Annotated in this window: 24 protein-coding genes; 12 read left to right on the forward strand and 12 right to left on the reverse strand. The window is 70.7% G+C overall.

The genetic code is table 11. The annotated features are described in order from the left end of the window. Positions 1-31: 31 nt before the first annotated feature. Positions 32-847, reverse strand: coding sequence for an imidazole glycerol phosphate synthase subunit HisF (gene hisF / locus N0B31_RS04605; RefSeq protein ID WP_260594668.1), 816 nt, complete (start codon positions 845-847; stop codon positions 32-34). Positions 848-952: 105 nt separating this feature from the next. On the opposite strand from hisF, the gene N0B31_RS04610 reads away from it, so the two are divergent. The 3 genes from N0B31_RS04610 to N0B31_RS04620 are packed head-to-tail and all read left to right on the forward strand — an operon-like array spanning position 953 to position 2,671. After that, positions 953-1,432, forward strand: coding sequence for a nuclear transport factor 2 family protein (locus tag N0B31_RS04610; RefSeq protein ID WP_260594669.1), 480 nt, complete (start codon positions 953-955; stop codon positions 1,430-1,432). Positions 1,433-1,488: 56 nt separating this feature from the next. Then, positions 1,489-1,659 (forward strand): DUF7550 family protein, encoded by a 171-nt coding sequence (locus tag N0B31_RS04615; RefSeq protein WP_260594670.1) that lies wholly within the window; start codon positions 1,489-1,491, stop codon positions 1,657-1,659. A gap of 40 nt (positions 1,660-1,699) precedes the next feature. After that, positions 1,700-2,671 (forward strand): ornithine cyclodeaminase family protein, encoded by a 972-nt coding sequence (locus tag N0B31_RS04620; protein ID WP_260594671.1) that lies wholly within the window; start codon positions 1,700-1,702, stop codon positions 2,669-2,671. Here N0B31_RS04620 and N0B31_RS04625 read toward each other — a convergent pair. Both N0B31_RS04625 and purL read right to left on the reverse strand, forming a co-directional pair. Then, positions 2,668-4,035 (reverse strand): hypothetical protein, encoded by a 1,368-nt coding sequence (locus N0B31_RS04625; RefSeq protein ID WP_260594672.1) that lies wholly within the window; start codon positions 4,033-4,035, stop codon positions 2,668-2,670. The two genes, N0B31_RS04620 and N0B31_RS04625, sit on opposite strands and share 4 nt — an antisense overlap. 43 nt (positions 4,036-4,078) lie before the next feature. Next, complete coding sequence (gene purL, locus N0B31_RS04630) at positions 4,079-6,247, reverse strand: phosphoribosylformylglycinamidine synthase subunit PurL (protein WP_260594673.1); 2,169 nt, start codon at positions 6,245-6,247, stop codon at positions 4,079-4,081. 103 nt (positions 6,248-6,350) lie between these two features. Here purL and N0B31_RS04635 point away from each other — a divergent pair, with 103 nt between their 5' ends. Together N0B31_RS04635 and N0B31_RS04640 are read left to right on the forward strand one after the other, a co-directional pair. Beyond that, the gene (locus tag N0B31_RS04635) at positions 6,351-7,034 is read left to right on the forward strand and encodes a PHP domain-containing protein (protein ID WP_260594674.1); all 684 of its coding nucleotides are present in this window, start codon (positions 6,351-6,353) and stop codon (positions 7,032-7,034) included. Between the two features lies 1 nt (position 7,035). Continuing rightward, a complete protein-coding gene (locus N0B31_RS04640) occupies positions 7,036-8,238 on the forward strand; it encodes an asparagine synthase C-terminal domain-containing protein (protein ID WP_260594675.1) in 1,203 nt (400 codons plus the stop codon). Here the strand turns inward: N0B31_RS04640 and N0B31_RS04645 are convergent. From N0B31_RS04645 to N0B31_RS04655, 3 genes are read right to left on the reverse strand one after another with little or no spacing between them, the layout of a single operon-like run. Further along, positions 8,230-8,730, reverse strand: coding sequence for an NUDIX hydrolase (locus N0B31_RS04645; protein WP_260594676.1), 501 nt, complete (start codon positions 8,728-8,730; stop codon positions 8,230-8,232). The two genes, N0B31_RS04640 and N0B31_RS04645, sit on opposite strands and share 9 nt — an antisense overlap. 37 nt (positions 8,731-8,767) lie before the next feature. Next, positions 8,768-9,016: a hypothetical protein gene (locus N0B31_RS04650; RefSeq protein WP_260594677.1), complete on the reverse strand. Its 249-nt coding sequence runs from the start codon at positions 9,014-9,016 to the stop codon at positions 8,768-8,770. 48 nt (positions 9,017-9,064) lie between these two features. Then, positions 9,065-10,039, reverse strand: coding sequence for a transcription initiation factor IIB (locus tag N0B31_RS04655; protein WP_260594678.1), 975 nt, complete (start codon positions 10,037-10,039; stop codon positions 9,065-9,067). 194 nt (positions 10,040-10,233) lie between these two features. Between N0B31_RS04655 and gatC the strand changes: the two genes are divergently transcribed. From gatC to N0B31_RS04685, 6 genes are all read left to right on the forward strand, one after another. After that, positions 10,234-10,509, forward strand: a complete 276-nt coding sequence (gene gatC / locus N0B31_RS04660; protein WP_260594679.1) for an Asp-tRNA(Asn)/Glu-tRNA(Gln) amidotransferase subunit GatC — start codon at positions 10,234-10,236, stop codon at positions 10,507-10,509. Continuing rightward, positions 10,509-11,786, forward strand: coding sequence for an Asp-tRNA(Asn)/Glu-tRNA(Gln) amidotransferase subunit GatA (gene gatA / locus N0B31_RS04665; protein ID WP_260594680.1), 1,278 nt, complete (start codon positions 10,509-10,511; stop codon positions 11,784-11,786). Before gatC ends, gatA begins: the two co-directional genes overlap by 1 nt. A gap of 61 nt (positions 11,787-11,847) precedes the next feature. Next, on the forward strand, positions 11,848-12,435 hold the full coding sequence (locus N0B31_RS04670) for a metallophosphoesterase family protein (RefSeq protein WP_260594681.1): 588 nt from the start codon (positions 11,848-11,850) through the stop codon (positions 12,433-12,435). An 82-nt stretch (positions 12,436-12,517) separates the two neighbouring features. Continuing rightward, positions 12,518-12,802, forward strand: coding sequence for a hypothetical protein (locus N0B31_RS04675; protein ID WP_260594682.1), 285 nt, complete (start codon positions 12,518-12,520; stop codon positions 12,800-12,802). Between the two features lie 80 nt (positions 12,803-12,882). Next, on the forward strand, positions 12,883-14,385 hold the full coding sequence (locus N0B31_RS04680; RefSeq protein WP_260594683.1) for an FAD-binding domain-containing protein: 1,503 nt from the start codon (positions 12,883-12,885) through the stop codon (positions 14,383-14,385). 48 nt (positions 14,386-14,433) lie between these two features. Beyond that, complete coding sequence (locus N0B31_RS04685) at positions 14,434-14,739, forward strand: ubiquitin-like small modifier protein 1 (RefSeq protein ID WP_260594684.1); 306 nt, start codon at positions 14,434-14,436, stop codon at positions 14,737-14,739. Positions 14,740-14,846: 107 nt separating this feature from the next. Here the strand turns inward: N0B31_RS04685 and N0B31_RS04690 are convergent, their stop codons facing one another. Genes N0B31_RS04690 through N0B31_RS04700 form a run of 3 tightly spaced genes read right to left on the reverse strand, consistent with a single transcriptional unit; the run spans position 14,847 to position 17,408 of the window. Next, complete coding sequence (locus tag N0B31_RS04690) at positions 14,847-15,767, reverse strand: GNAT family N-acetyltransferase (RefSeq protein ID WP_260594685.1); 921 nt, start codon at positions 15,765-15,767, stop codon at positions 14,847-14,849. Positions 15,768-15,769: 2 nt separating this feature from the next. Next, positions 15,770-17,020: a Glu-tRNA(Gln) amidotransferase subunit GatD gene (gene gatD / locus N0B31_RS04695; protein WP_260594686.1), complete on the reverse strand. Its 1,251-nt coding sequence runs from the start codon at positions 17,018-17,020 to the stop codon at positions 15,770-15,772. 49 nt (positions 17,021-17,069) lie between these two features. After that, complete coding sequence (locus N0B31_RS04700) at positions 17,070-17,408, reverse strand: avidin-fold protein (RefSeq protein ID WP_260594687.1); 339 nt, start codon at positions 17,406-17,408, stop codon at positions 17,070-17,072. Positions 17,409-17,528: 120 nt separating this feature from the next. On the opposite strand from N0B31_RS04700, the gene N0B31_RS04705 reads away from it, so the two are divergent. Then, positions 17,529-18,062 (forward strand): DUF8526 domain-containing protein, encoded by a 534-nt coding sequence (locus N0B31_RS04705; protein ID WP_260594688.1) that lies wholly within the window; start codon positions 17,529-17,531, stop codon positions 18,060-18,062. A 1-nt stretch (position 18,063) separates the two neighbouring features. Here N0B31_RS04705 and N0B31_RS04710 read toward each other — a convergent pair whose 3' ends face one another. The 3 genes from N0B31_RS04710 to N0B31_RS04720 all read right to left on the reverse strand — a co-directional run bounded on the left by N0B31_RS04710 (position 18,064) and on the right by N0B31_RS04720 (position 20,522). Further along, on the reverse strand, positions 18,064-18,735 hold the full coding sequence (locus tag N0B31_RS04710; RefSeq protein WP_260594689.1) for an ArsR/SmtB family transcription factor: 672 nt from the start codon (positions 18,733-18,735) through the stop codon (positions 18,064-18,066). 38 nt (positions 18,736-18,773) lie between these two features. Continuing rightward, complete coding sequence (locus tag N0B31_RS04715) at positions 18,774-19,796, reverse strand: DUF7096 domain-containing protein (protein ID WP_260594690.1); 1,023 nt, start codon at positions 19,794-19,796, stop codon at positions 18,774-18,776. 96 nt (positions 19,797-19,892) lie between these two features. Continuing rightward, positions 19,893-20,522, reverse strand: a complete 630-nt coding sequence (locus N0B31_RS04720) for a DUF1405 domain-containing protein (protein ID WP_260594691.1) — start codon at positions 20,520-20,522, stop codon at positions 19,893-19,895. Positions 20,523-20,559 lie beyond the last annotated feature (37 nt).

The following is a 20,559-nucleotide window of genomic DNA, read 5'->3' on the forward strand; positions in this document are numbered from 1 at the left end:
CGTCGTCTCGAGACAGTTCCGCGTCGGGGCCTCAGAGGCGGACAGGCACGTCGTGTTCGGCGAGGTACTCCTTGACCTCGCGGATGGAGTACTCGCCGAAGTGGAAGATGGACGCAGCGAGGCCGGCGTCCGCGCCCGCCTCGGTGAACACCTCGTACATGTGTTCCGGGCTCCCGGCGCCAGAGGAGGCGATGACGGGCGTGGAGACGGTGTCACAGACCGCCTTCGTCAGGGGGATGTCGTAGCCATCCTTCGTGCCGTCGGCGTCGATGGAGTTGACGAACAGTTCGCCCGCGCCCCGTGCCTCGCTCTCCTCGGCCCACGAGACGACGTCGACGCCCGTCCCCTCGCGGCCGCCCTTCTTGGTGCACTCGAACCAGACGCTCTCGCCGTCCACGGAGACGTAGTGCTCGCCCTGCTCGTCGTAGCGCCGGCGCGCGTCGACGCTGATGACGATACACTGGCTGCCGAACGCCTCGGCACCCTCGGTGATGAGTTCCGGTCGCTCCAGTGCGCCCGTCGTGATGGACACCTTGTCCGCCCCGGCCCGGAGCGTCTCCTTGATGTCGTCCTTCGTGCGGATGCCCCCGCCGACGGTGAGGGGGATGAACACCTCGTCGGCCACCTCGTTGACGACGTGGAGCATCGTCTCGCGGCCCTCCGCGCTCGCGGTGATGTCGAGGAAGACGAACTCGTCGGCGCCCGCCTCATTGTACTTCTTCGCCATCTCCACCGGGTCACCCGTGTACTCGAGGTCGGTGAAGTTGACGCCGGTGTAGACGGCGGGGTTCCCGTCGTCGTCGAGGTCGACGTCGATACAGGGGATGATCCGCTTGGTGAGCGTCATTCGATACCCGCAGTTGCGACGGCCCGCGTTTGACGGTTTCGGAGAACTGGCGCAGGACAACCGAGAGTTCACCACTACCGAGACTGTAGGTGAATCCAGATACTCATGGCGACCAGAATACACGGCTGGGAACGGGAGTCCACCGACCCGGTCCTCGTTCGGCGGTTCGTGCGGAGCCTGTTCGAGGGTGATGCCGACGGCGCAACCGCGCTGGTGAGCGAGCGCTGCGTGTTCCACGGGTCCTGGGTCGACGAGGGCGACGACGGCGAGGCGGCCGTGGACACGGCGCTGGAGCTGGTCGGCTCGGCCGACGTGGAGCTCGAGACCGTCGAGACCACGGACACCGAGGGGCTCATCTCGGCTACCGTGACGACGAGCGGCCACGGCGGTCCCCCGGTGTCACCCGATCCGGAGGCCACCGCGCTGACCGACGCCGACGCGGAGGTGCCGCCGTTCGCGACCTGTCGTGTCGAGGACGACCGCATCGTCGAGGTCTGGCTCGACGTAGCCCAACTCGGCGACGGGACGAGCGGGCCACTCGGGGCGCTCCTCGGCCGGGTCTCGGCCTGGCTCCACGCCGACTGACCGGGCCCGGGTCGCGTTCCGATAGTACGAAGTTGTGGCACCGTGCAGTGGGTACCATGGCAGACCACGCTGACGACGGCGGACACTCGGACCACCACGAGCACGACGAAGGTCGCTCGACGGCCCCGCAGAGCGCGTACACCGGCCGCGACGTGGCCGTCGGCTGGGTCGTCGCCCTCGTCGGCCTCCTCGTCACGTTCGGCATCCCCATCGCACTGACCATCTGAGCGAGCGACCGTTTTTCTCCCCTGGGGTCGGACGGCCCCCATGCGAGTCATCTCGGACGAGGACGTGGCAGCGGTGCTGTCACTCCCGGAACTGCTGGACGTCTGCGAGCGAGCGCTGCTGGCAGACGGCCGCGGCGAGACGGTGCGCCCGGACCGACCCCACTACCCCCTCGGTGCCGGACTGGACGGCCCAGAACCGCTCGGGACGGGACTGACGATGCCGGCCTACGTCGAGGGGGAGCCCTACGCGGCGACGAAACTGGCGACGGTCCACCCCGACAACCCCTCGCACGGTCTCCCCACCGTCCGGGCACACCTCTCGCTCGTCGACGCGCGGACCGGCGAGCCGGTCGCCCTGCTCTCCGCCGAGCGCCTGACGAACGCCCGCACGGGCTGTATCGGTGGACTGGCGACGCGCGAACTGGCAGTCGACGGCCCGCTCACGGTCGGCGTCCTCGGCGCCGGCGCGCAGGCCCGCTGGCAGACCCGCGCCATCGCCGCCGCACGCGAGGTGGAGGCCGTCCGCCTCTACTCGCCGAGCCACTCGCGCGAGCGGTGCGCCGCGGACCTCCGGGAGCGCGGTCTCGACGCCTCGGCCGTCGACACGCCGCGTACAGCCGTCGAGGGGGCCGACGTGGTCGTCACAGCGACGACGAGCCACGACCCCGTCTTCCCCGCCGACGCGCTCTCGCCCGGGACGCTGGTCGTCGCCGTCGGCGCGTACACGAGCGAGATGCAGGAACTCGACCCGGCGGTGTTCGACCGCGCGGCACGCGTCTTCGCGGACGTGCCGGAGGAGGTGGCCGAGGTCGGTGACCTCCGGGGGACCGGCCTCGACGTGGGCGACCTCGTCCCGCTCTCGTCGGCCCTCGCCGGCGAGGCGGGCCGGGAGACGGACGAGGAGATACTGGTCGCAGAGAGCGTGGGGACGGCCGTCCTCGACGCGGCGGGTGGGGCCCACCTCTACGGGCGAGCGGTCGAGGCAGGACTCGGGAGCGAGGTGTCGCTCTAGTCCACGCGGACGGTCACGGTGGCGTTCGACTCGTCGGGGGCGGGACCGACGCTCGTCGAGGCGTCGACGAAGCCCGCGGGCCCGACCCTGACGACGACGGTTCGAGGGGTCGGTCGGTCGAGCGCGTACGTCCACTCGCCCCGCCAGCGGTCGGGCTCGACCCGCTCGACTCGCGCGCCGGCCCACGCCCGGAAGGCCTCGGCGAAGGCCGTCGCGTTCTCGGCGTCGTCCCACCGGGTCACCAGCGCGTGGCCACGGGCCCCGGACGGGTCGGCGAACGAGATTCGAGTGTCGTTGCCCCAGCCGTCGGCCGCGCGGGCGGCCCGCGTCTGGTCGAGTTCGCTCGCCAGCGACGACCGGAGGAACAGTTCGCCGACACGGGTCCGCGGCGGCGCGAGCGTCCGGTTCCACTCGCCCGGTCCGTCCGCGACCCGGACGTCGAGGGAGACGAGCGCGTCACCGCGACCGGGGTGGAGGACGGCCTCCGTCGTCCGTGGCATCGAGCGGTAGACGCGGTTCAGGCGGGCCGGCGAGTCGACACTCGCGTTCACGTAGGCGTAGCCGAAGCGGTAGGGGGCGAACGCGTAGCGCGAGAGACCCGTCGCGTTCCGGTGGCTGGCGGCGACCCCTGCGGCCGGACTGCGCCCCTCGGTCTGGTAGGTCCGCCAGTAGCGTTCCTGGACGTAGGTGGCCGCCCCCTCGACGACGGCCCGTTCGGCCGCCGACTCGTCGATTGACCCGCCGAACACGAGGCCGAGCGTGCTCACCACGCGCTCGCGGAACTGGACGACGTGGACGTACTCGTGGGCGAGGACGTGTTCGACGTAGACGGCGTCGCCGGTCACGCGCTCGTTCACGTACACCGTACTCGGGTCGGAGACGAACGCCGCGACGGTGCCGTTCCCTCCGGTCCGGGTCAACCCGAACATCCGGTAGAACTCCGGTGGGTCGCTCGTGCCGGCGGGCACCTCGAGTATCTGGACGACGCGCGGGCCGGGGGACTCCGTCTCCAGTAACGCGGCCGTCCGTTCGTACACCAGCGTCGTGTTCACCGGCAGGCTGCCGCCACGGACCTCGATGCGACCGGTCCGTTCCGGCGGACCGAGGACCGGGTCGAGGACGTCCTCGCTCCCGTTCGTGGTGGGAGCCGTGGTCGTCGTGGCCGTCCGGGGCGAGGGTGTGGGGGTGGCCATCGGCGTCGACGTGGCGGTCGGCGTCTGCGGTGTGGCCGTCGAGCTGTCCGGTGGAGTCGTCGTCCCCACGGTCGGTGACGGCGACGGCTCGGCGTACTCGGGCTGGTACCCGACGCCGCCACAGCCGGCGAGGACCACACAGAGCGTCAGGAGGAGGGCGGGGGTGCGCACGACGGCGCTACGCCGCCGCCGCTAATGACAGTTCGGGAAGGGGTCAGTCCATCTCGCGGTCGACGACGGCCCGGAGGTCGACGACGTGCTCGTGTTCGAGGACGATGGTCTCGTCGCCGGCCTCCACCGCGAGCGAACCCGAGCGGTCCGTCGTCCCGACGTGTGCGACGGGCGCGACGCCGTCGAACGCCTCGCGGACGGCGTCGGGGTCCGTGGTCTCGATCACGGCGCGGCCCACGGCCTCGTTGAACAGCACGCGGTGCAGGTCGTCGGCAGCGAGGTCGACGCTCGCCCCGGTCGCGGGTGTCACCATCTCGGCGAGTGCGACGGCGAGGCCGCCGTGGCTCACGTCGTGTGCGGCCCGGACCGATTCGTGGTCGGCCACCTCAGCCAGCGCCGCGACGAAGGCCGGTGCGGTGTCGGCCACGGCGGGGAAGGCGTCCTCCCCGCCGAACTGGGCGAGGTACTCACTCCCGCCGAGGCCGACGCTCTCGCCGGCGAGTGCGCGGTCGCCGACGACGAGGAGGTCGCCCTCCCCGGTGAACGCGCCGGGAGGGGCGTCGAACCCGGAGCGGGTTCCGACCATCGCCAGCGTCGGCGTAGGCGGGATGGGCCCGGTCACGGAGTCGTTGTAGAGCGAGACGTTCCCGCCGACGACTGGCACCGAGAGGGCCGTACACGCGTCGGCGAGTCCCGAGACGATGTCGGAGAAGCCGCCGTACACGTCCGGTTTCTCGGGGTTGCCGCCGTTCAGGCAGTCGACGGCGGCGAGCGGGGTCGCGCCCTTCGCCGCGAGGTTGGTCGCGTTCTCCACGGCGCAGGCTCGGGCACCCTCGTAGGGGTTCGCCGTCGTCCAGTTGGGGTCCGCGCCGGCGGAGATGGCGAGGCCGAGGCCCTCGCCGTCCGCGCCGACGGCCTCCCGGATGGCCATCACGGCCGCGTCGTCGCCGGGCCGGTTCGCCGTCCGGAGCCCGACCTCGTGGTCGTACTGCCGGTAGACCCAGCGTTTCGACGCGGTGTTCGGCGCGCCGACGACGGCCTCGAACGCCTCCCGGAGGTCCGCGTCGGGGAGGGCCGTCTCCGGTTCGGGCTGGGGTTCGGTCGCGAGGTCGTTCAGCGGCGCCCCGTCCGCGAGGTACTCGGCGGGCACGTCGACGACCGTCTCGCCCTCGAACGTGCAGACGTAGTTCCCCTCGGTGACCTCGCCGATGTCGGAGAAGCCGAGGTCGTACTTCTCGGCCACCTCGCGGACCGCGTCGACGTTCTCCGGCCGGACCTCGTAGCACATCCGCTCCTGTGACTCGGCCAGTAGGATCTCCAGCGCGACCATGTTCGGTTCGCGCTGGTGGACGCGGTCCAGTTCGATGCGAGCGCCCTTCCCGCCCTTCGCGATCATCTCGGAGGAGGCTCCTCCGAGGCCCGCCGCGCCGAGGTCACGGGCGCTCTCGACGAGCCGCCGGTCGACGAGTTCCTCGCTCGCCTCGATGAGGAGCTTCTCGGCGTAGGGGTCGCCGACCTGTACCGCGGGTCGGTCCTCCGTCTCGGCGTCCTCGGCGAGGTCCTCACTCGCGAAGGAGGCCCCGCCGAGGCCGTCGCGTCCGGTCGCGTTCCCGACGAGCACGAGGCGGTTGCCCACCGCCTGTGCCTCGGCCGTGACGAGGCGGTCGGTGTCCGTGACGAGGCCCACACACGAGACGTTGACGAGCGGGTTCCCCTCGTAGTCGTCGTGGAACGCGACGCTCCCGCCGACCGTGGGGACGCCGATGCAGTTGCCGTAGTGACTGATGCCCTCGACGACGCCCTCGAAGAGGTAGCGCGAGTGCTCGCGGTCGAACGCGCCGAAGTAGAGCGAGTCCGTGAGGGCGATGGGGTAGGCGCCCATCGAGAGCGTGTCGCGGACGATGCCGCCGACGCCCGTCGCCGCGCCGTCGAACGGGTCGACGTACGACGGGTGGTTGTGGCTCTCGATACCCATCGTGATGTAGACGTCCTCGGCGTCGTCGGCCGTGGGGAGCGCGACGACGGCCGCGTCGTCGCCGGGACCGACGACGACCTGGTCGCCCTCGCTGTCGAACCGGGAGAGGAGCATCCGCGAGGAGCGGTAGGCGCAGTGTTCACTCCAGAGGTTCTCGAACAGCGCTTCCTCGGCGGGCGTGGGGTCGCGGCCCAGTTCGTCGACCACGAGGGCGTGGTCCGACGGGGTGAGGCTCATTGGGCGTGGGTGCGGGAGAGCCGGTGAAAGCGCTTTCCATCAGCCGACGCCCGCGTCGCGGCGGACCGCACCGCTTTTCTTCCACACTCTCTTCCGGACGGTCGTGCTTTCGGTCGAGCTCCACTGTCACTCCGCGCTCTCGTACGACGCACACGACCCCGTCGAACTCCTGCTGGAGCAGGCGGCGGGCGTGGGGCTCGACGCCATCGCCGTCACCGACCACGACGAGATCGACGCGTCGCTCCGGGCGGCGGAACTCGCCCGGAACTACGACCTCGTCGGCATCCCCGGCATCGAGGTCTCGTCGGCCGCCGGCCACGTCCTCGGTCTCGGCGTGCGTGAGGCCATCCCGCCGGGACGCACGTTCGTGGAGACGGTCGACCGCATCCGCGGGCAGGGTGGCATCGCGGTCGTCCCGCACCCGTTCCAGACCTCCAGACACGGCGTCGCGCCCCACGTCACCGAGACGGAACTCGCCTCGGCCGACGCCATCGAGGTCTACAACTCCCGGCTCCTCACGGGGCTGGCGAACCGCTGGGCCGAGTCGTTCGCCGTCGACCACGGCCTGCCGATGACCGCCGGGAGCGACGCGCACATCTCCGAGATGGTCGGACAGGCCGTCACGATGGTCGACACGGACGACCGCGACCCGTGGGCCATCCTCGACGCCGTCCGCGAGGGGAAGACGGAGGTACTGGGCAAGCGGACGCCGTGGCGCATCTCGCTCAAGCAGTTCGGGGGCGGCATCCGCCGTCGCATCGTCAGCGGCGTCCGCCACGCCATCTGAGATGACGTGGCACGTCCACGGCAACCGGCAGGCCGCCGAACGCGGCGCCGCCGACCGGGACCCACTCGTCGGCACAGACGTCGTCTTCCAGCCCTGCCGGGGCTACGCCTACGCCGTGGACCGGGAGGGAGGGACGGCCATCGGCCGTGACGTGCTCGGGCGCTACCCTATCTACTACGACCGGGAGCGGTCGGACCGCTGGGCGTTCGACCCGACGGAACTCGACGCCCCGGAACTCCTTCCCGCCGGGACGATGCGCGTCTTGCCGAACGACCCGGACCACGAGGCCGCCCCGGAGGCGGAACGCCTCTTCGACCTGCCCCGGGGCAGCCCGGACCACGACGACCCCTCGGCGGTCAGCCTGCTCCTCCACCGACGACTGAATGGAGCGTTCGCCGACGTGGAACGCGAGGCGCGACGGGAGGACCACCGCGTCGCCGTGGCCTTCTCGGGCGGCGTGGATTCGGCCGTCGTCGCGGCCGGCCTGCGCGAGGAACGCCGCCGGCAGGCCGCGGACGACGCTGCCCCCGAGCCGAGTTGCTACGTCGTCGGCTTCCCCGACAGTCAGGACGTGGCCGTCGCCCGCGAGACGGCCGCGGCGCTCGACCTGCACCTCCGCGTGGTGGAACTGACCCACGCGACACTCGAGCGGGCGGTGCCAGAGGTGGCCCGCGCCATCGGTCGGACCAACCCGATGGACGTGAGCATCGCCCTGCCGCTCTACCTCGCCGGCGAACGCGCCGCGGCCGAGGGCTACACGCACCTCGCCGTCGGGCAGGGCGCGGACGAACTGTTCGGCGGGTATCAGAAGGTGGTGGACCCCGCGGGCGACCACCGCGTCGAGGCGGAGACGGTCCGCGGGGCACGCCGCGAGACGATGCTGTCGCTCCCCGAGCAGTTGCCGCGGGACGTGCTGGCGCTCCGCGCGGCTGGCGTCGAGCCGGTCGCCCCGTTCCTGGACGACCGCGTCGTCGACCTCGGGCTCCACCTCGCCCCCGAGTGCATCGTCGAGGGCGACCGCCGGAAGGTGGCGCTGCGCGAGGCGGCGCACCACCGACTCCCCGAGGCGGTCGCCGAACGCGACAAGAAGGCGGTCCAGTACGGGTCGAACGTCTCGCGGGAACTCGACCGACTGGCCCGGCGGGCCGGATTCAAGCGCCGGATGGACGACCACGTCGGGCAGTACGTGCGGTCGCTACTCTGAGTCGGCCGGGTCCTCCGCCGCGTCGACCGTCTCGATGGCCCGCAGGCCCGCCTCGACCACGTCGTCCGCGAGTTCGTCCGCCCGCTCGCGCAGGTCGGCCGGCGTGAACCACTCCCACGACTCGGGGTGGGCTTCGTCGTGCCCGTCGGGGTCGATGTCGCGTGACTCGGCGTGGCCGTAGAAGACGAAGTCGACGTGCTGGTGACTCACCCGGCCGTCCGGGTGGACGTCGATGTCCTCCAGCAGGAAGTGCTGTGGCTGCGGGAGCGAACTCGCGGTCTCCGAGTCGAGGTCGCCCGTCTCGGTGACGAGTTCCACGTCGAGTCCCGTCTCCTCGCGGGCCTCGCGGAGCGCGGCCTCGTGGGGGAGTTCGTCGCGGTCGACGTGGCCGCCGGGCGGGAGCCACATCTCGAGTCGCTCGTGCTCGTGCAGGCAGGTGGCGCCGTCGCTCACGACGTAGACGGTGGCGACGAAGTGGCGGGTGGTCTCCATACCGACCCTGCGAGTGCGGGTGGTTTCGGGGTTGTGGTTACGCGCGGAGGTCGGCGAGACTGACGTGCCCCTCGCGCATCGCGACGCGCATCTTCTCGTCCCCGGAGAGTTCGTCCCAGTCCTCCGGACGCTCGTCCTCGGGCACCCGGTCGGCCAGCGCGAGCAACGCCTCCCGGATGAAGTGGCTCCACGCCCCGCACTCCTCGCAGGTACGGACGAGCGTGGGCACGGCGTAGGTCCGCTCCGTGACCGCGCCGCACTCCGCACAGACGTATCGTTCGCTCACGGTCGGAGTTCGTCAGCCGGGGGTTTCAACGTTGGTATAGGACGAGCCTCAGGCCGCGATGCCGCTCTCGGCCTCCAGCAGTTCGTGGTAGCGGTTCCGGATGGTGACCTCGCTGATGTTGGCCACGTCGCTGACCTCGTTCTGCGTGACCTTCTCGTTCGTCAGGAGCGAGGCGGCGTACACCGCGGCGGCGGCGAGGCCGACCGGGGACTTCCCGGAGTGGATTCCCTCGCGCTTGGCCGACTGGAGGAGCTGGCGCGCGCGGCGCTCTGCCTCGTCGGAGAGCCCGAGTTCGCTGGCGAACCGCGGGACGTAGCTCTCGGGGTCCGCCGGCTCGATCTCCAGTTTGAGCTCGCGGACGACGTAGCGGTAGGTGCGGGCGACCTCGTCCTTCTCGACGCGCGAGACGGCCGTGATCTCGTCGAGCGAGCGCGGCGTGCCGGCCTGCCGGGCGGCAGCGTAGAGCGACGACGTGGCGACGCCCTCGATGGAGCGCCCCGGCAGGAGGTTCTCGGAGAGGGCACGTCGGTAGATGACCGACGCGGTCTCGCGGACGTTCTCGGGCAGGCCGAGCGCCGAGGCCATCCGGTCGATCTCGCCGAGCGCCTGCTTGAGGTTGCGCTCCTTGGAGTCGCGGGTGCGGAACCGCTCGTTCCACGTCCGGAGTCGCTGCATCTTCTGGCGCTGGCGGGAGTTCAGGGAGTTGCCGTAGGCGTCCTTGTCCTGCCAGCCGATGTTCGTCGACAGCCCCTTGTCGTGCATCATGTTCGTGGTTGGGGCGCCGACGCGGGACTTCTGGTCCTTCTCGGCCGAGTCGAAGGCGCGCCACTCGGGGCCGTGGTCGATCTCGTCCTCCTCGACGACGAGACCACACTCGGTACAGACCGTCTCGCCGTGTTCGGTGTCCTGTGCGAGGTTGCCGCTGCACTCGGGACAGGTGAGTTCGTCGGTCGGCTCTTCTCGCTCGGGCTGTTCCTCCTCGTCGCGTTCGCGCTGGAAGCGTCTGACGTTGGTGTCCGACATTGGTGGGAGTGGGTGAGAGGGCTCTGGTAGGGTGAGAACGGCGGCGTCTCTCTCGTCTATTAGTTCTCGCTGGAGCAACTTAAATGCTGGGACTCCGGACGGCCGCCTTCGTCGGGTTCCAGCCCCATCGCCGGGTTGTCGCCCCCGGACACGCTTCCGAAATCCTCAATGCCGGGCCGCGTTCGGGTACGGGTATGGATAGACGCGTCGACGACGAGGAGGTCCGTCACGTCGCTTCGCTGGCGCGGGTCGACCTCGACGACGAGGAGGTCGCCCTGTTCGCCGAGCAGTTCGCGGACATCCTCGACTACTTCGACGCCCTCGACGAGGTGCCCGAAGTGGAGAGCGAGGCCGAACTGGACAACGTGATGCGCCCCGACGAGGTCCGCGAGGGGCTCACGCAGGAGGAGGCGCTACAGAACGCACCCGAGACCGAGGACGGGTTCTTCAAGGGCCCGAAGGTGGGATGATGGTGGCCGAGGACCTCAACGCCTTCGTCACCCGCGAGGAGCTCGAGCCGACTGGCGACGGGCCCCTCTCCGGACGCACGGTCGCGGTCAAGGACAACATCTCGACCGAGGGAGTCCGCACGACCTGCGGGTCGAACATGCTCGCGCACTACGTCCCGCCGTACGACGCGACGGTCGTCGAGCGCCTCAAGGCGGCCGGTGCGACCATCGTCGGCAAGACGAACATGGACGAGTTCGGGATGGGCACCACCACCGAGACGTCCGCGTTCGGCCCGACGCAGAACCCCGCCGCGCCCGGTCGGGTCCCCGGTGGCTCCTCGGGTGGGAGCGCGGCCGCCGTCGCCGCCGGCGAGGCCGACCTCGCGCTCGGCACCGACACGGGTGGTTCCATCCGCTGTCCGGCCGCGTTCTGTGGCGTCGTCGGCATCAAGCCCACCTACGGTCTCGTCTCGCGCTACGGGCTGGTCGCGTACGCCAACAGCCTCGAACAGATCGGTCCCATCGCGCCGACCGTCGAGGAGGCGGCCGAACTGCTCGAGGTCGTGAGCGGCCCCGACGAACGGGACGGCACCACCCGTGAACCGGCGGACGGCACCGACTACGCGAGCGCCGCCGACGGCGACGTGGACGGACTCACCGTCGGCGTCCCGACCGAACTGCTCGATGGGGCCGACGAGGGCATCGTCGAGACGTTCTGGGACGCGCTGGACGACCTCGAGGCGCAGGGGGCCGAGTACACCGAGGTCTCCCTGCCCAGCGTCGAGACGGCCGTCCAGGCCTACTACGTCATCGCGATGAGCGAGGCGTCCTCGAACCTCGCGCGGTTCGACGGCGTGCGCTACGGGCAGAGCGGCGGCTACGACGGCAACTGGAACGAGACGTTCGCCCGCTCCCGCGAGGAGGGGTTCGGCGCGGAGGTCAAGCGCCGTATCCTGCTCGGGACCTACGCGCTCTCGGCCGGCTACCACGACAAGTACTACGCCAAGGCACAGGACGCCCGGGCGTGGGTCAAGCGGGACTTCGACGAGACGTTCGCCGACGTGGACGTCGTCGCCTCCCCGACGATGCCCGTCCCACCGTTCGAACTCGGTGAGAGCCTCGACGACCCGCTGCAGATGTACCTCGCGGACGCCAACACGGTGCCCGTGAACCTCGCGAACCTCCCCGCCATCTCCGTCCCGGCGGGCGAGGCCGACGGCCTCCCGGTCGGCCTCCAGTTCGTCGCCCCGGCGTTCGGGGAGCGGACGCTCGTCCGCGCCGGGTCCGCGCTGGCCTGAGAGCCCGTCTCACCCCCGCGGAACGTTCTTGTCGGCGACCCCCCGACGTGGAGGTCCAGCCGTGACCCGCTACGTCGTCTCCGATCACCACTTCACCCACGACAACATCATCCGCTACTGCGACCGCCCCTTCACGTCGGTCGGCGAGATGCACGACGTGATGCTCTCGCGGTTCCACGAGAGGGTCTCGCCGGGCGACACACTGCTCCACCTCGGGGACGTGGCGATGGCGATGAACGACGGGACCGTGACGACCGAGTGGCTCGGTCGGCTCTCCGACGACGCCGTCCTCGTCCGCGGCAACCACGACGCCGGGCTCGACCCCGAGGACGTGCCGTTCCCGGTCGTCCGGTCGTGCGTCGTCGCGGTCGGCGACCGGCGGTTCTACTGCACCCACCGTCCGGCGGACGCGCCCGACGGGTGGGACGGCTGGGTCCTCCACGGCCACCACCACGACAACCACCCCGAGGCGTTCCCGCTGGTCCACCTTGCCGCCCGCCGAATCAACGTCAGCGTGGAGCTGCTGGACTACAGACCGCTCGCACTCCCCGTCCTGTCCCGCCTGCTCGACGCGTGCGAGGCCCTGGACCACGGCCCGGTCCGTAACCACGAGGTCGCTGCCGAACTCCTGGAGCGGTACGACGGCTGAGCCGCACGGCGAGAAGCTCGGGGCGGCGGTCGGTATCGCGGAGGGGGCAAAAATTGATGCTTTCTCGCGCCCGAGTAGTATCATGGTGGTCGCTAACGATGCACACGGGCACACCGACACCGACCCACCCGGGGCCGGCGTCGCCACGCACGTCGGCTGTAGCGTCGCCGGCGCGCTCGTCACCATCGGTTTCGTCGGTGTCGTGGGCGCCGGCACTGTGTTCGCCGCGCTCTCGGCGCTCGAGTACCTCTCGACGACCCTGTTCGTCTGGCTGGTGCTGGTCTGGTGGGTCGTCTGGTGGCTGGCCGCCGAGCTCGTCGTCGGCCGGGTCCGTGGTCGTCGCGCCGGACGGACGAACACTACCTGAGGACGCTCCACGCCGGCCCCGCCGGCACCGACACCGCCGGTGCCCGAACGCCTTTGCGAGCGGCCGCCCTCCTCGTCGTCGTGACCGACATCGCCGTGTGGCACCGCGCGGACCTCCGTCCCACCGACAACGCGGCGCTGGCGGCCGCCGCGCACGACGGCCACCCCGCCCCGCTGTTCTGCTTCGACTCGCAGTTCTACGGCACGGACGGCCTGGCCTGCGACGCCCGACTCCGGTTCCTCCACGAGTCGCTGACCGACCTCCGAGAGCGCTACCGCGCCATCGGGTCCGACCTCGCGCTCGTCCACGCCGACCCCCGCGAGCGAATCCCGGCGCTCCTCGCCGACGGGTACGAGGTGTACGTGAACGCGGACGTGACCGCCCGTTACGGACGTGACCGCGACGCGGACCTGCTCTCCCGCGACGGCGTCTCGGCCTTCGGTGAGGACGGCATCGTCCGGAACGCGGCCGACCCACGGGACGGCTGGGACGACCAGTGCGAGGCCTACTTCGAGGCGGACCCGCACCCGGTCCCGGAGTCGCTGTCGGCGAATCCCCTCGACAGCGAGGTGACCATCGAGGACGTGGAACGCCGGTACGACGTGGTCCCCGAGAAACGCGACGTGCCGACAGGTGGTCGGACCGAGGCCGAGCGGCGACTGGGCGAGTTCGTCGACCGGATCCGTGCGTACCCGCGGGTCGTCTCGCCCCCCGCTGCGGCCGAACGAAACGGTTCGCGCCTCTCCGCCTACCTGAAGTTCGGCTGTCTGTCCACGCGGGAAGTCTACCGACGGGTCCAGCGCGCCCCGGAGTGCCGTGGCCGCGAACTGTTCGTCTCGCGACTCTACTGGAACCGCCACTACCACCAGAAACTGCAGGACTGGGCCGGGTGGGCGGACCGGGCGGTGAACCCCGTCTTCCACGGCCTCTACCGGAGCGAACACGACTCCGAACTCCTGGCCGCATGGAAGGAAGGCCGGACCGGTTTCCCGATGGTCGACGCCTCCATGCGGGCGCTCGTCGAGACGGGATTCCTGAACTTCCGGATGCGGGCGATGTGCGCCTCGTTCCTCACCTACGTCCTCCGGGAGCCGTGGACGCTCGGTGCGGACTTCTTCTACTACCACCTCGTGGACGCCGCGATGGGTATCAACCACACCCAGTGGCAGTCACAGGCGGGGGTCGTCGGCGTCCACTCCGTCCGCGTGTACGACCCCGCGAAGCAGGGCCGGGAATACGACCCCGACGGCGAGTTCGTCCGCGAGTACGTCCCCGAACTGGCCGCGCTGCCGGACGAACACCTCCCGCGACCCGAGAAGGCCCCGCTCGCGGTGCTCGAGGAGGCAGGCGTCGAACTCGGCGCGGACTACCCGTATCCGGTCGTCGACTACGAGCGACGGGCGGCCGCGGCCCGCGAGCGATTCGCCCGCCTCGACGACCGCGCTACGGAGGCGATCCGGACCGACCGGGCGGTGTGGCGCCGCGCCTCGCTCTCGACGGAGCGGCGCGAGCGACTGCGCGACGACGAGGCCGACGCCGGTGGCGAGACCGGGAGCGGACAGGCCAGTCTCGACGAGTTCTGAAGGTGCACGACCGGGAGGCCTAAGCCGCTGCCGTGCCCCACTGCAGCCATGACCACGTGGCGACTGTTCGCAAACCTCGCCGAGGCCGCCGACACCCGAGAGGTGCAGGTGCCGGCCGGTCCCGGTGACACGTTCCGCGACGCGCTCGACCAGTTGCTCGAGGCCCACCCCGACCTCGCCGACCTGATACTCGACGAGGACGGCGACATCCACGACCACATCCGCGTCCTGCGCAACGACAGCAACCCGTTTGTCAGCGACGACGGGTTCGAGACCGTCCTCGAGGAGGGCGACGAACTGGCGCTGTTCCCGCCCGTCAGCGGCGGCTGCCTCGCCTCGGCCTCGGACGAGTAGACGACGGGCGCCGAGGCCGGACGGACAGCAGTGCCCCGCGGTGCCGAGCGCAGCGGCTGGGTCCATCCTTCCCGACTGCACGGGGGAGGGACGAGCGTCCGGGCCGTCTACCGCCGGCCACTCAGGTCCTTCTCCAGCACGAAGTCCGGTTCGTCGGAGAACCCTCCCCGGCCGTACGCCGCGTCGGAGACGTACCGGACCGTCTCCGGGATGAGCACGCGCGTCCGGTCGGCGCCGACGCTCGCCGCGTCCCGCGCGATGGCCGCGAACAGCGCCTTGGCGGCCGCGAGGTCCGACCAGACGCCGACGCCGTACTCCGCCCAGCGTTCGGCCTCCCCCTCGTCGTTCTCCCGTTCGTAGTCCCGGACCCGGAACGTCGTCGCCCGGACCCGCTCGTCCATGTCGTCGACGAGCGAGACGACCGCCGTCTCCTCGGCGGCCCGTTCCAGTTTCTCGAGGGTCAACTCCGAGAGCGCCCACGACTCGCCCGTGTCGAGGGCGAGCCCCCGGAGTTCGTCGCTGGCCGGCGACCGGCGGTAGCAGGTCCACGCCGTCGTCGGGTCGCGGTCCACCACGAGGTCCGCTTCCGCCCGCGCGTCCGGGTCCGGGGTGGGGTGTGCCCACCGGAACTCAGTGCAGGGGTCGAACCCGACCGACCGGGACTGGCCGAGGCCGGCGGCGTTCCACGAGAACACCATGTTCCGACAGACGCTCGCGCCACGCTCGGCGGCCCAGTCGAACAGCGCGTACGTCAACTGCGGGCTGACCTTCTGCCCGCGGTACGCCGGGTTCACGCGCATCGCCTGCGCCCACGCCTCGTGGTCCGAGACGAGGACACCCTGACAGATGCCCGCGAGCACCCCCTCCTCGTCCGGGTCGAGGACGAACGTCCGCTGGTCGTCCCCCTCCGACTCCATCCACGAGTCGTACACGCGGGGGATGTAGTCGCCGCCGCGGTCGGGCCAGGTGTTCTCCGTGAAGGCGACGACCGCCTCGCGGTCCTCGGGGGTCGCCTGTCGGACCTCCATCGTCACAGCCAGGGCGTCGACCGGTCCTGTATCTCGCCGGCCAGCGAGGTGCGGACCGTCTCGCGCACCGCGGCGTCGTCGACGTTCGCCAGCGTCCACATCAGTTTCACCACCATCGTCTCGGGCAGGGTGTCCTCGCCCTCGACGACGCCGGCGTCGAGGAGGTCGCGACCCGTGTCGTAGACGCGGTCACAGACACGTCCCTCGAGACACTGGCTGGTCATCACGACGGTGGTGCCGTCCTCGACCATCTCCCCCAGCCGCTCGACGAGGTCCGTGTGGACGTGGCCCAGCCCGGTCCCTTCGACGACGAGGCCGGCCTTCCCCTCGTAGACGTCGAGGACGGCCGGGTCCATCCCCGGCACGAACTTCAGCAGTTCCACCTCGCGCTCGAGGTCCGGCGCGACCTCGAGTTCGACGGCGCCACGCTCGGTGTACTCGCGGCGGAACGTGACCTCGCCGGTCTCGTAGTCCACCTCACCGAGCGGCTTCGCGCCGACCGTCTCGAAGGCGTCGCGCCGCGAGGTGTGGTTCTTCCGGACGCGGGTGCCGCGGTGCAGCGCACACGCGTCGTCGGACTCCGAGGCGTGCATGCAGACCATCACCTCGGCGGCGTCGGCCTTCGCGGCCTCGACCGCACAGACGGCGTTCATCACGTTGTCCGAGGAGGGCCGGTCGGCCGAGCGTTGACTCCCCGTGAACACGATGGGCACCGGCGTCTCCAGCATGAACGAGAGCGCGCTGGCGGTGTACTGCATCGTGTCCGTGCCGTGCATCACGACGACGCCGTCGGCGCCCGCTTCGATCTCCTCGCGTACCGCCTCGGCGAGATCTGTCCAGATGTCGGGGTCCATGTTCTCCGAGAGGATGTTGGCGACGACGCGCCCCCGGTAGTTCGCCCGGCCGGCGAGGTCAGGCACCGCCCGGAGGACGTCCTCGGCGTCGAACTGTGCCGTGACGGCGCCCGTGCGGTAGTCGACGGTCGAGGCGATGGTCCCGCCGGTAGAGATGAGCGAGACGGTCGGCAGGTCGTCGTCGAAGGCGACTTCGGAGGTGCCGCCGACGTTCTGGGCCCGTTCGACGTCGCGGACGCCGGACTCGAGTATCTCGACGTCGGCGTCCGCGCGGTCCACGCCGACGTTGTAGCCGCCGTCCAACTTCACGACGAGGTGGTCGGCCGTCGTCGACGGTAAGAGGACGCCCTCGTAGGTCGTCCCGCTCCGTTCGACACGGACCCGGTCTCCCGCGTTCATGGACGAGGCTTCCCCGGCACCGGACTTGAAAGCACCTATGGTCGGGCGACTACGCCGACTCGACCTCGTCGAGGACGGGCGATGTGTCGCTGCCCCGTGAGTCGAACGCCGCCTCCTCCCGGATACGGACGCGGCCGTCGTCGTGCCGTTCGAGACGGTTCAGCGAGTACCCCTCCTCCCGGCGGCCGTCGCTCCGGATCTGGAGGTAGCGGATCCGGAGGTCGGCGCCGTCTCTGACGCCGGCGAGGACCCCCACCACCACCGGCCCACCACGGTACGTCGCCCACACGAGGCCGTCGTCCTCGCGGAACTCGAAACGGACTGCTCCGCTCCCCGCTCGTCCCCCCGCGGGGCGGAACGTCCGCCCGTCCAGTGATTGCCTGCGCATACACCACCAGCGAGCGGGGGCGTGGTATGTCTTGTGTTGCCACTGGGACAGTTCGGCCCACGGGACGCCTCCGGCCGTCCCGGGAAAAGACCGATGTACTCGCGGCCCCTCCCGATGTTCGTGAGCGACACGGACGAACTGCTCCGGGAGGTCGAACGGCAGACGGACTCTGACATCCGGAGCGACGACGGTGGCAGCGAGCGTCACGCCGGGAGCGACGCCTCGGCCGCGTCGACCCAGCAGGAATCAGAGGCCGCCACAACGTCGGGGGGAATCCGGTCGCGACTCCCCGATCGGCCGTCGGTTCCGACGCTCCTCACGCCGCGTGGCCTGCTGCTCTCGGTAGTCCTGACCGTCGTCGGCTTCCTGCTCGGGGGGTTCGTCCCGCTGGTGGGTGGCGTCACGGGCCTGCTCGGTATCGGCGTCGCGGGCTTCGTGCTCGGCCTCGTCGGGAAGGGGCGCTACCTCGAACTCGCGCTCTCGGGGGCCGCGACGGGCGCCGTCGCGTTCTTCCTCGACAGACTCGTCCTGTCCGTGGTCGCGGACTTCGCCCTCCCGCTGACGCTGGTGGGCGGTACCGCGGGGCTGGTGGCCGCGGTGCTCGGCCTCTACTTCGGTCGTGACCTGCGAGACGGGCTGACCCGGAGCGTCTGAGTCACTCCTCGCGGAGCGACCAGCGGTCACCGTCCGACTCGACGACGCCGTGGCGCGCGAGCGTCTCGAGTGCCTCCTCGACCATCTCGGGCGAGGCGTCCACCCGGTGCGAGAGCTTCGGCACCGTCTCGGCGCCGTTCGCCATCGCGGCCAGCACCTCCGCGTAGAACCGGCCGTCGAGACTCCCGTGGCCGTCGAACGACTCGGAGAGACGGTCCATCACGTCCGTGATGCGGCCCTGCACCCAGCGCTGGGCCATCGAGAGTTCGTTCTCCAGCCCCTCGAGCCGGTCGAGCTCGCCCGCGAGGGCGTGGGCGTCGCTGGGGTCGTCCTCGAGTGAGCTCGAGACGTCGAGCGAGAGGTAGCGACATCGGCCGAAATCGAGCCCGCGGGAGGCCGGATACGCGGACTTCGTCCCGAACCCGTACGGCGTGACGTTCACCTCGAGCCTGAGGTTCCGGGCGATGGAGAAGTACTTGCGACGCTGGCTGTCGACCCGCGACTCGACGAGCCCCGCGTCCTCCAGTTTACGCAGGTGGTCGATGACCGCCTTGGGACTCACGCCGAGGTACTCGCTGATCTCCGTGACGTAACAGGGCTTCCGCGCCAGCAACCGCAGGATACGTCTGCGGTTCTCGTTCCCCAGGAGGTCGAGCAGCGCGGCTGAGTCCATCGGCCACGGGTACGGTCCCGAGAGGAAAAAGGGTGACTCTACTCGGTCGACGCCGTCTCGGCGTCGTCACCGCCGTCCTCCGTGTCCTCACCGCCATCCTCGGTGGCGGTGTCGGTCGGCGTGGCCGTCGGTTCGGCGGTCTCGGTGTCAGCGTCGCTCGCGTCGGACTGGCCGCGCTTGGGCGGGTCGCCCTGCGGGTCACGCTCGTCTGCGGCCGGTCGGTCCGAACTGCCGTCGCCCGTGGACGGCGGGCCCGCGTCGCCGGAGCGACCGGGGTCGTCGCCCTCGGGGACCGCCGTCTCGTCGACGGCCTCCGTCTCGTTCTCGACGTCGACGCCGTCTTCGCGGTCCGGCCCTCGGTCACGGTCCGGCCCACGGTCACGGTCCGGCCCACGGTCGCTCGGCGGGCCGTGTTCGTCGTCCCGGTCGACCAGTCCACGGGCGAGTTCCGACACCTCGGGCCCGGTCAGGTTCCGCGCTTCGGTCCGGAGTTCGTCGAGCGCCGTCCCGTCGAGGCTGACGTTGGCCCGCCGAGCGACGTCCTCGGTCTGCGAGATGGAGGCGTTCAGGCTCTCCGATTGCTCGGCGAGTCGGGCCGCCTCCGCTCGCTCCCTGACGGTCACGTTCTCGCCGCCGAGGAGGTCGGCGCGCTCCTCGCGGAGTTCGGCGATACGCCGGTCGATCTGTGCGGCCCGCTGGCTGACGAGTCGGGCCCGCTCGGAGGCGTTCGACCGTTCGAATCTGGCCTCGAAGAGCCCGTCTTCCACCTCGTTCTCGGCGTCCGCGGCGCTGGTCTGCATGAACGAGGAGACGACCGCCCCGAACGTGGGCGGCTCGCTCGTCGCGTTCGTCTCGTTGGCCCCGCTGGTGGCGTTCGTCGAGTCCTCGGCCGTCGTGGTCGGTGCTGGCGTCTGCGTGGTGGTCGTGTTCCCGTCCCCCTCCTGCATCGCCGGCACCGCCGCGTCCCCCGACGCGACCGGCGCGGCGACGGCGCCGACGGCACCAGTGGCGACGACGAGCAGGGCCGCCACCAGTACCGTCAGCATCGTGAGTCGATTCATCTCTATCCAGAACTATCCCTTCTCCCACCTAAAACACGGTACTCCGTTCGTTCGGTTCACGTCTCGTCGTGACGAACGCAGACCGTCCAATAGCGTTCAAGCGGCTGTCTCGTCGGCTCGTTCGAACACGACGGCCGCGAGGCCGACGGTGAGGAACGTGAGCGCGAACGTGGCCACCGCGAGCGCCGGCCCGGCCTCGTAGCGCAGCGGCGGGTGGAGCCCGAAGCCGTAGTCGACCACGTCGTTCACCAGCGAGATGACCAGCGCGAACGCGAGCGCCCCACGGGTGGTGTGTGAGTAGTGCGGGACGAGCAGCGCGAGGCCGACGAATCCGAGGTGACTCAGCATCACGCCCCAGTAGCCGTAGAGGTCCGGGAAGTACGCCGAGAAGCCGAGGTTGAGCGCCACGGCCGTCCACAGTCCGAACTTCACGAGCCAGACGAACGCGAGCGTGTGGAGGTAGACCAGCGGCGTGTTGCTCGGGGCACCCTCCAGTCGGCGCCCGAGGTTCGGCAGGAGCGTCAGGAACGACGCCGTGACGAGTGCCGTCGCGACGGGCGAGTCCGCGAACAGCGGCCAGAGGAACGTCGACACCGACGCGAGGCCACGGTCGACGTAGAACCGGAAGCCGACGAGGGTCAGCGCCGTCGTCAACACGAGGAGGAGGACCAGCGTGGCCGTCCCCTCGAGGTACTCGCGGGCCACGCGCTCGGGCAGGGGGTTCACGCCAGCCACGTCGGGACGGACCCGCAAAGTCGTGTCG

It is taken from the genome of Salinirubellus salinus, from assembly GCF_025231485.1.
GTDB lineage: Archaea > Halobacteriota > Halobacteria > Halobacteriales > Haloarculaceae > Salinirubellus > Salinirubellus salinus.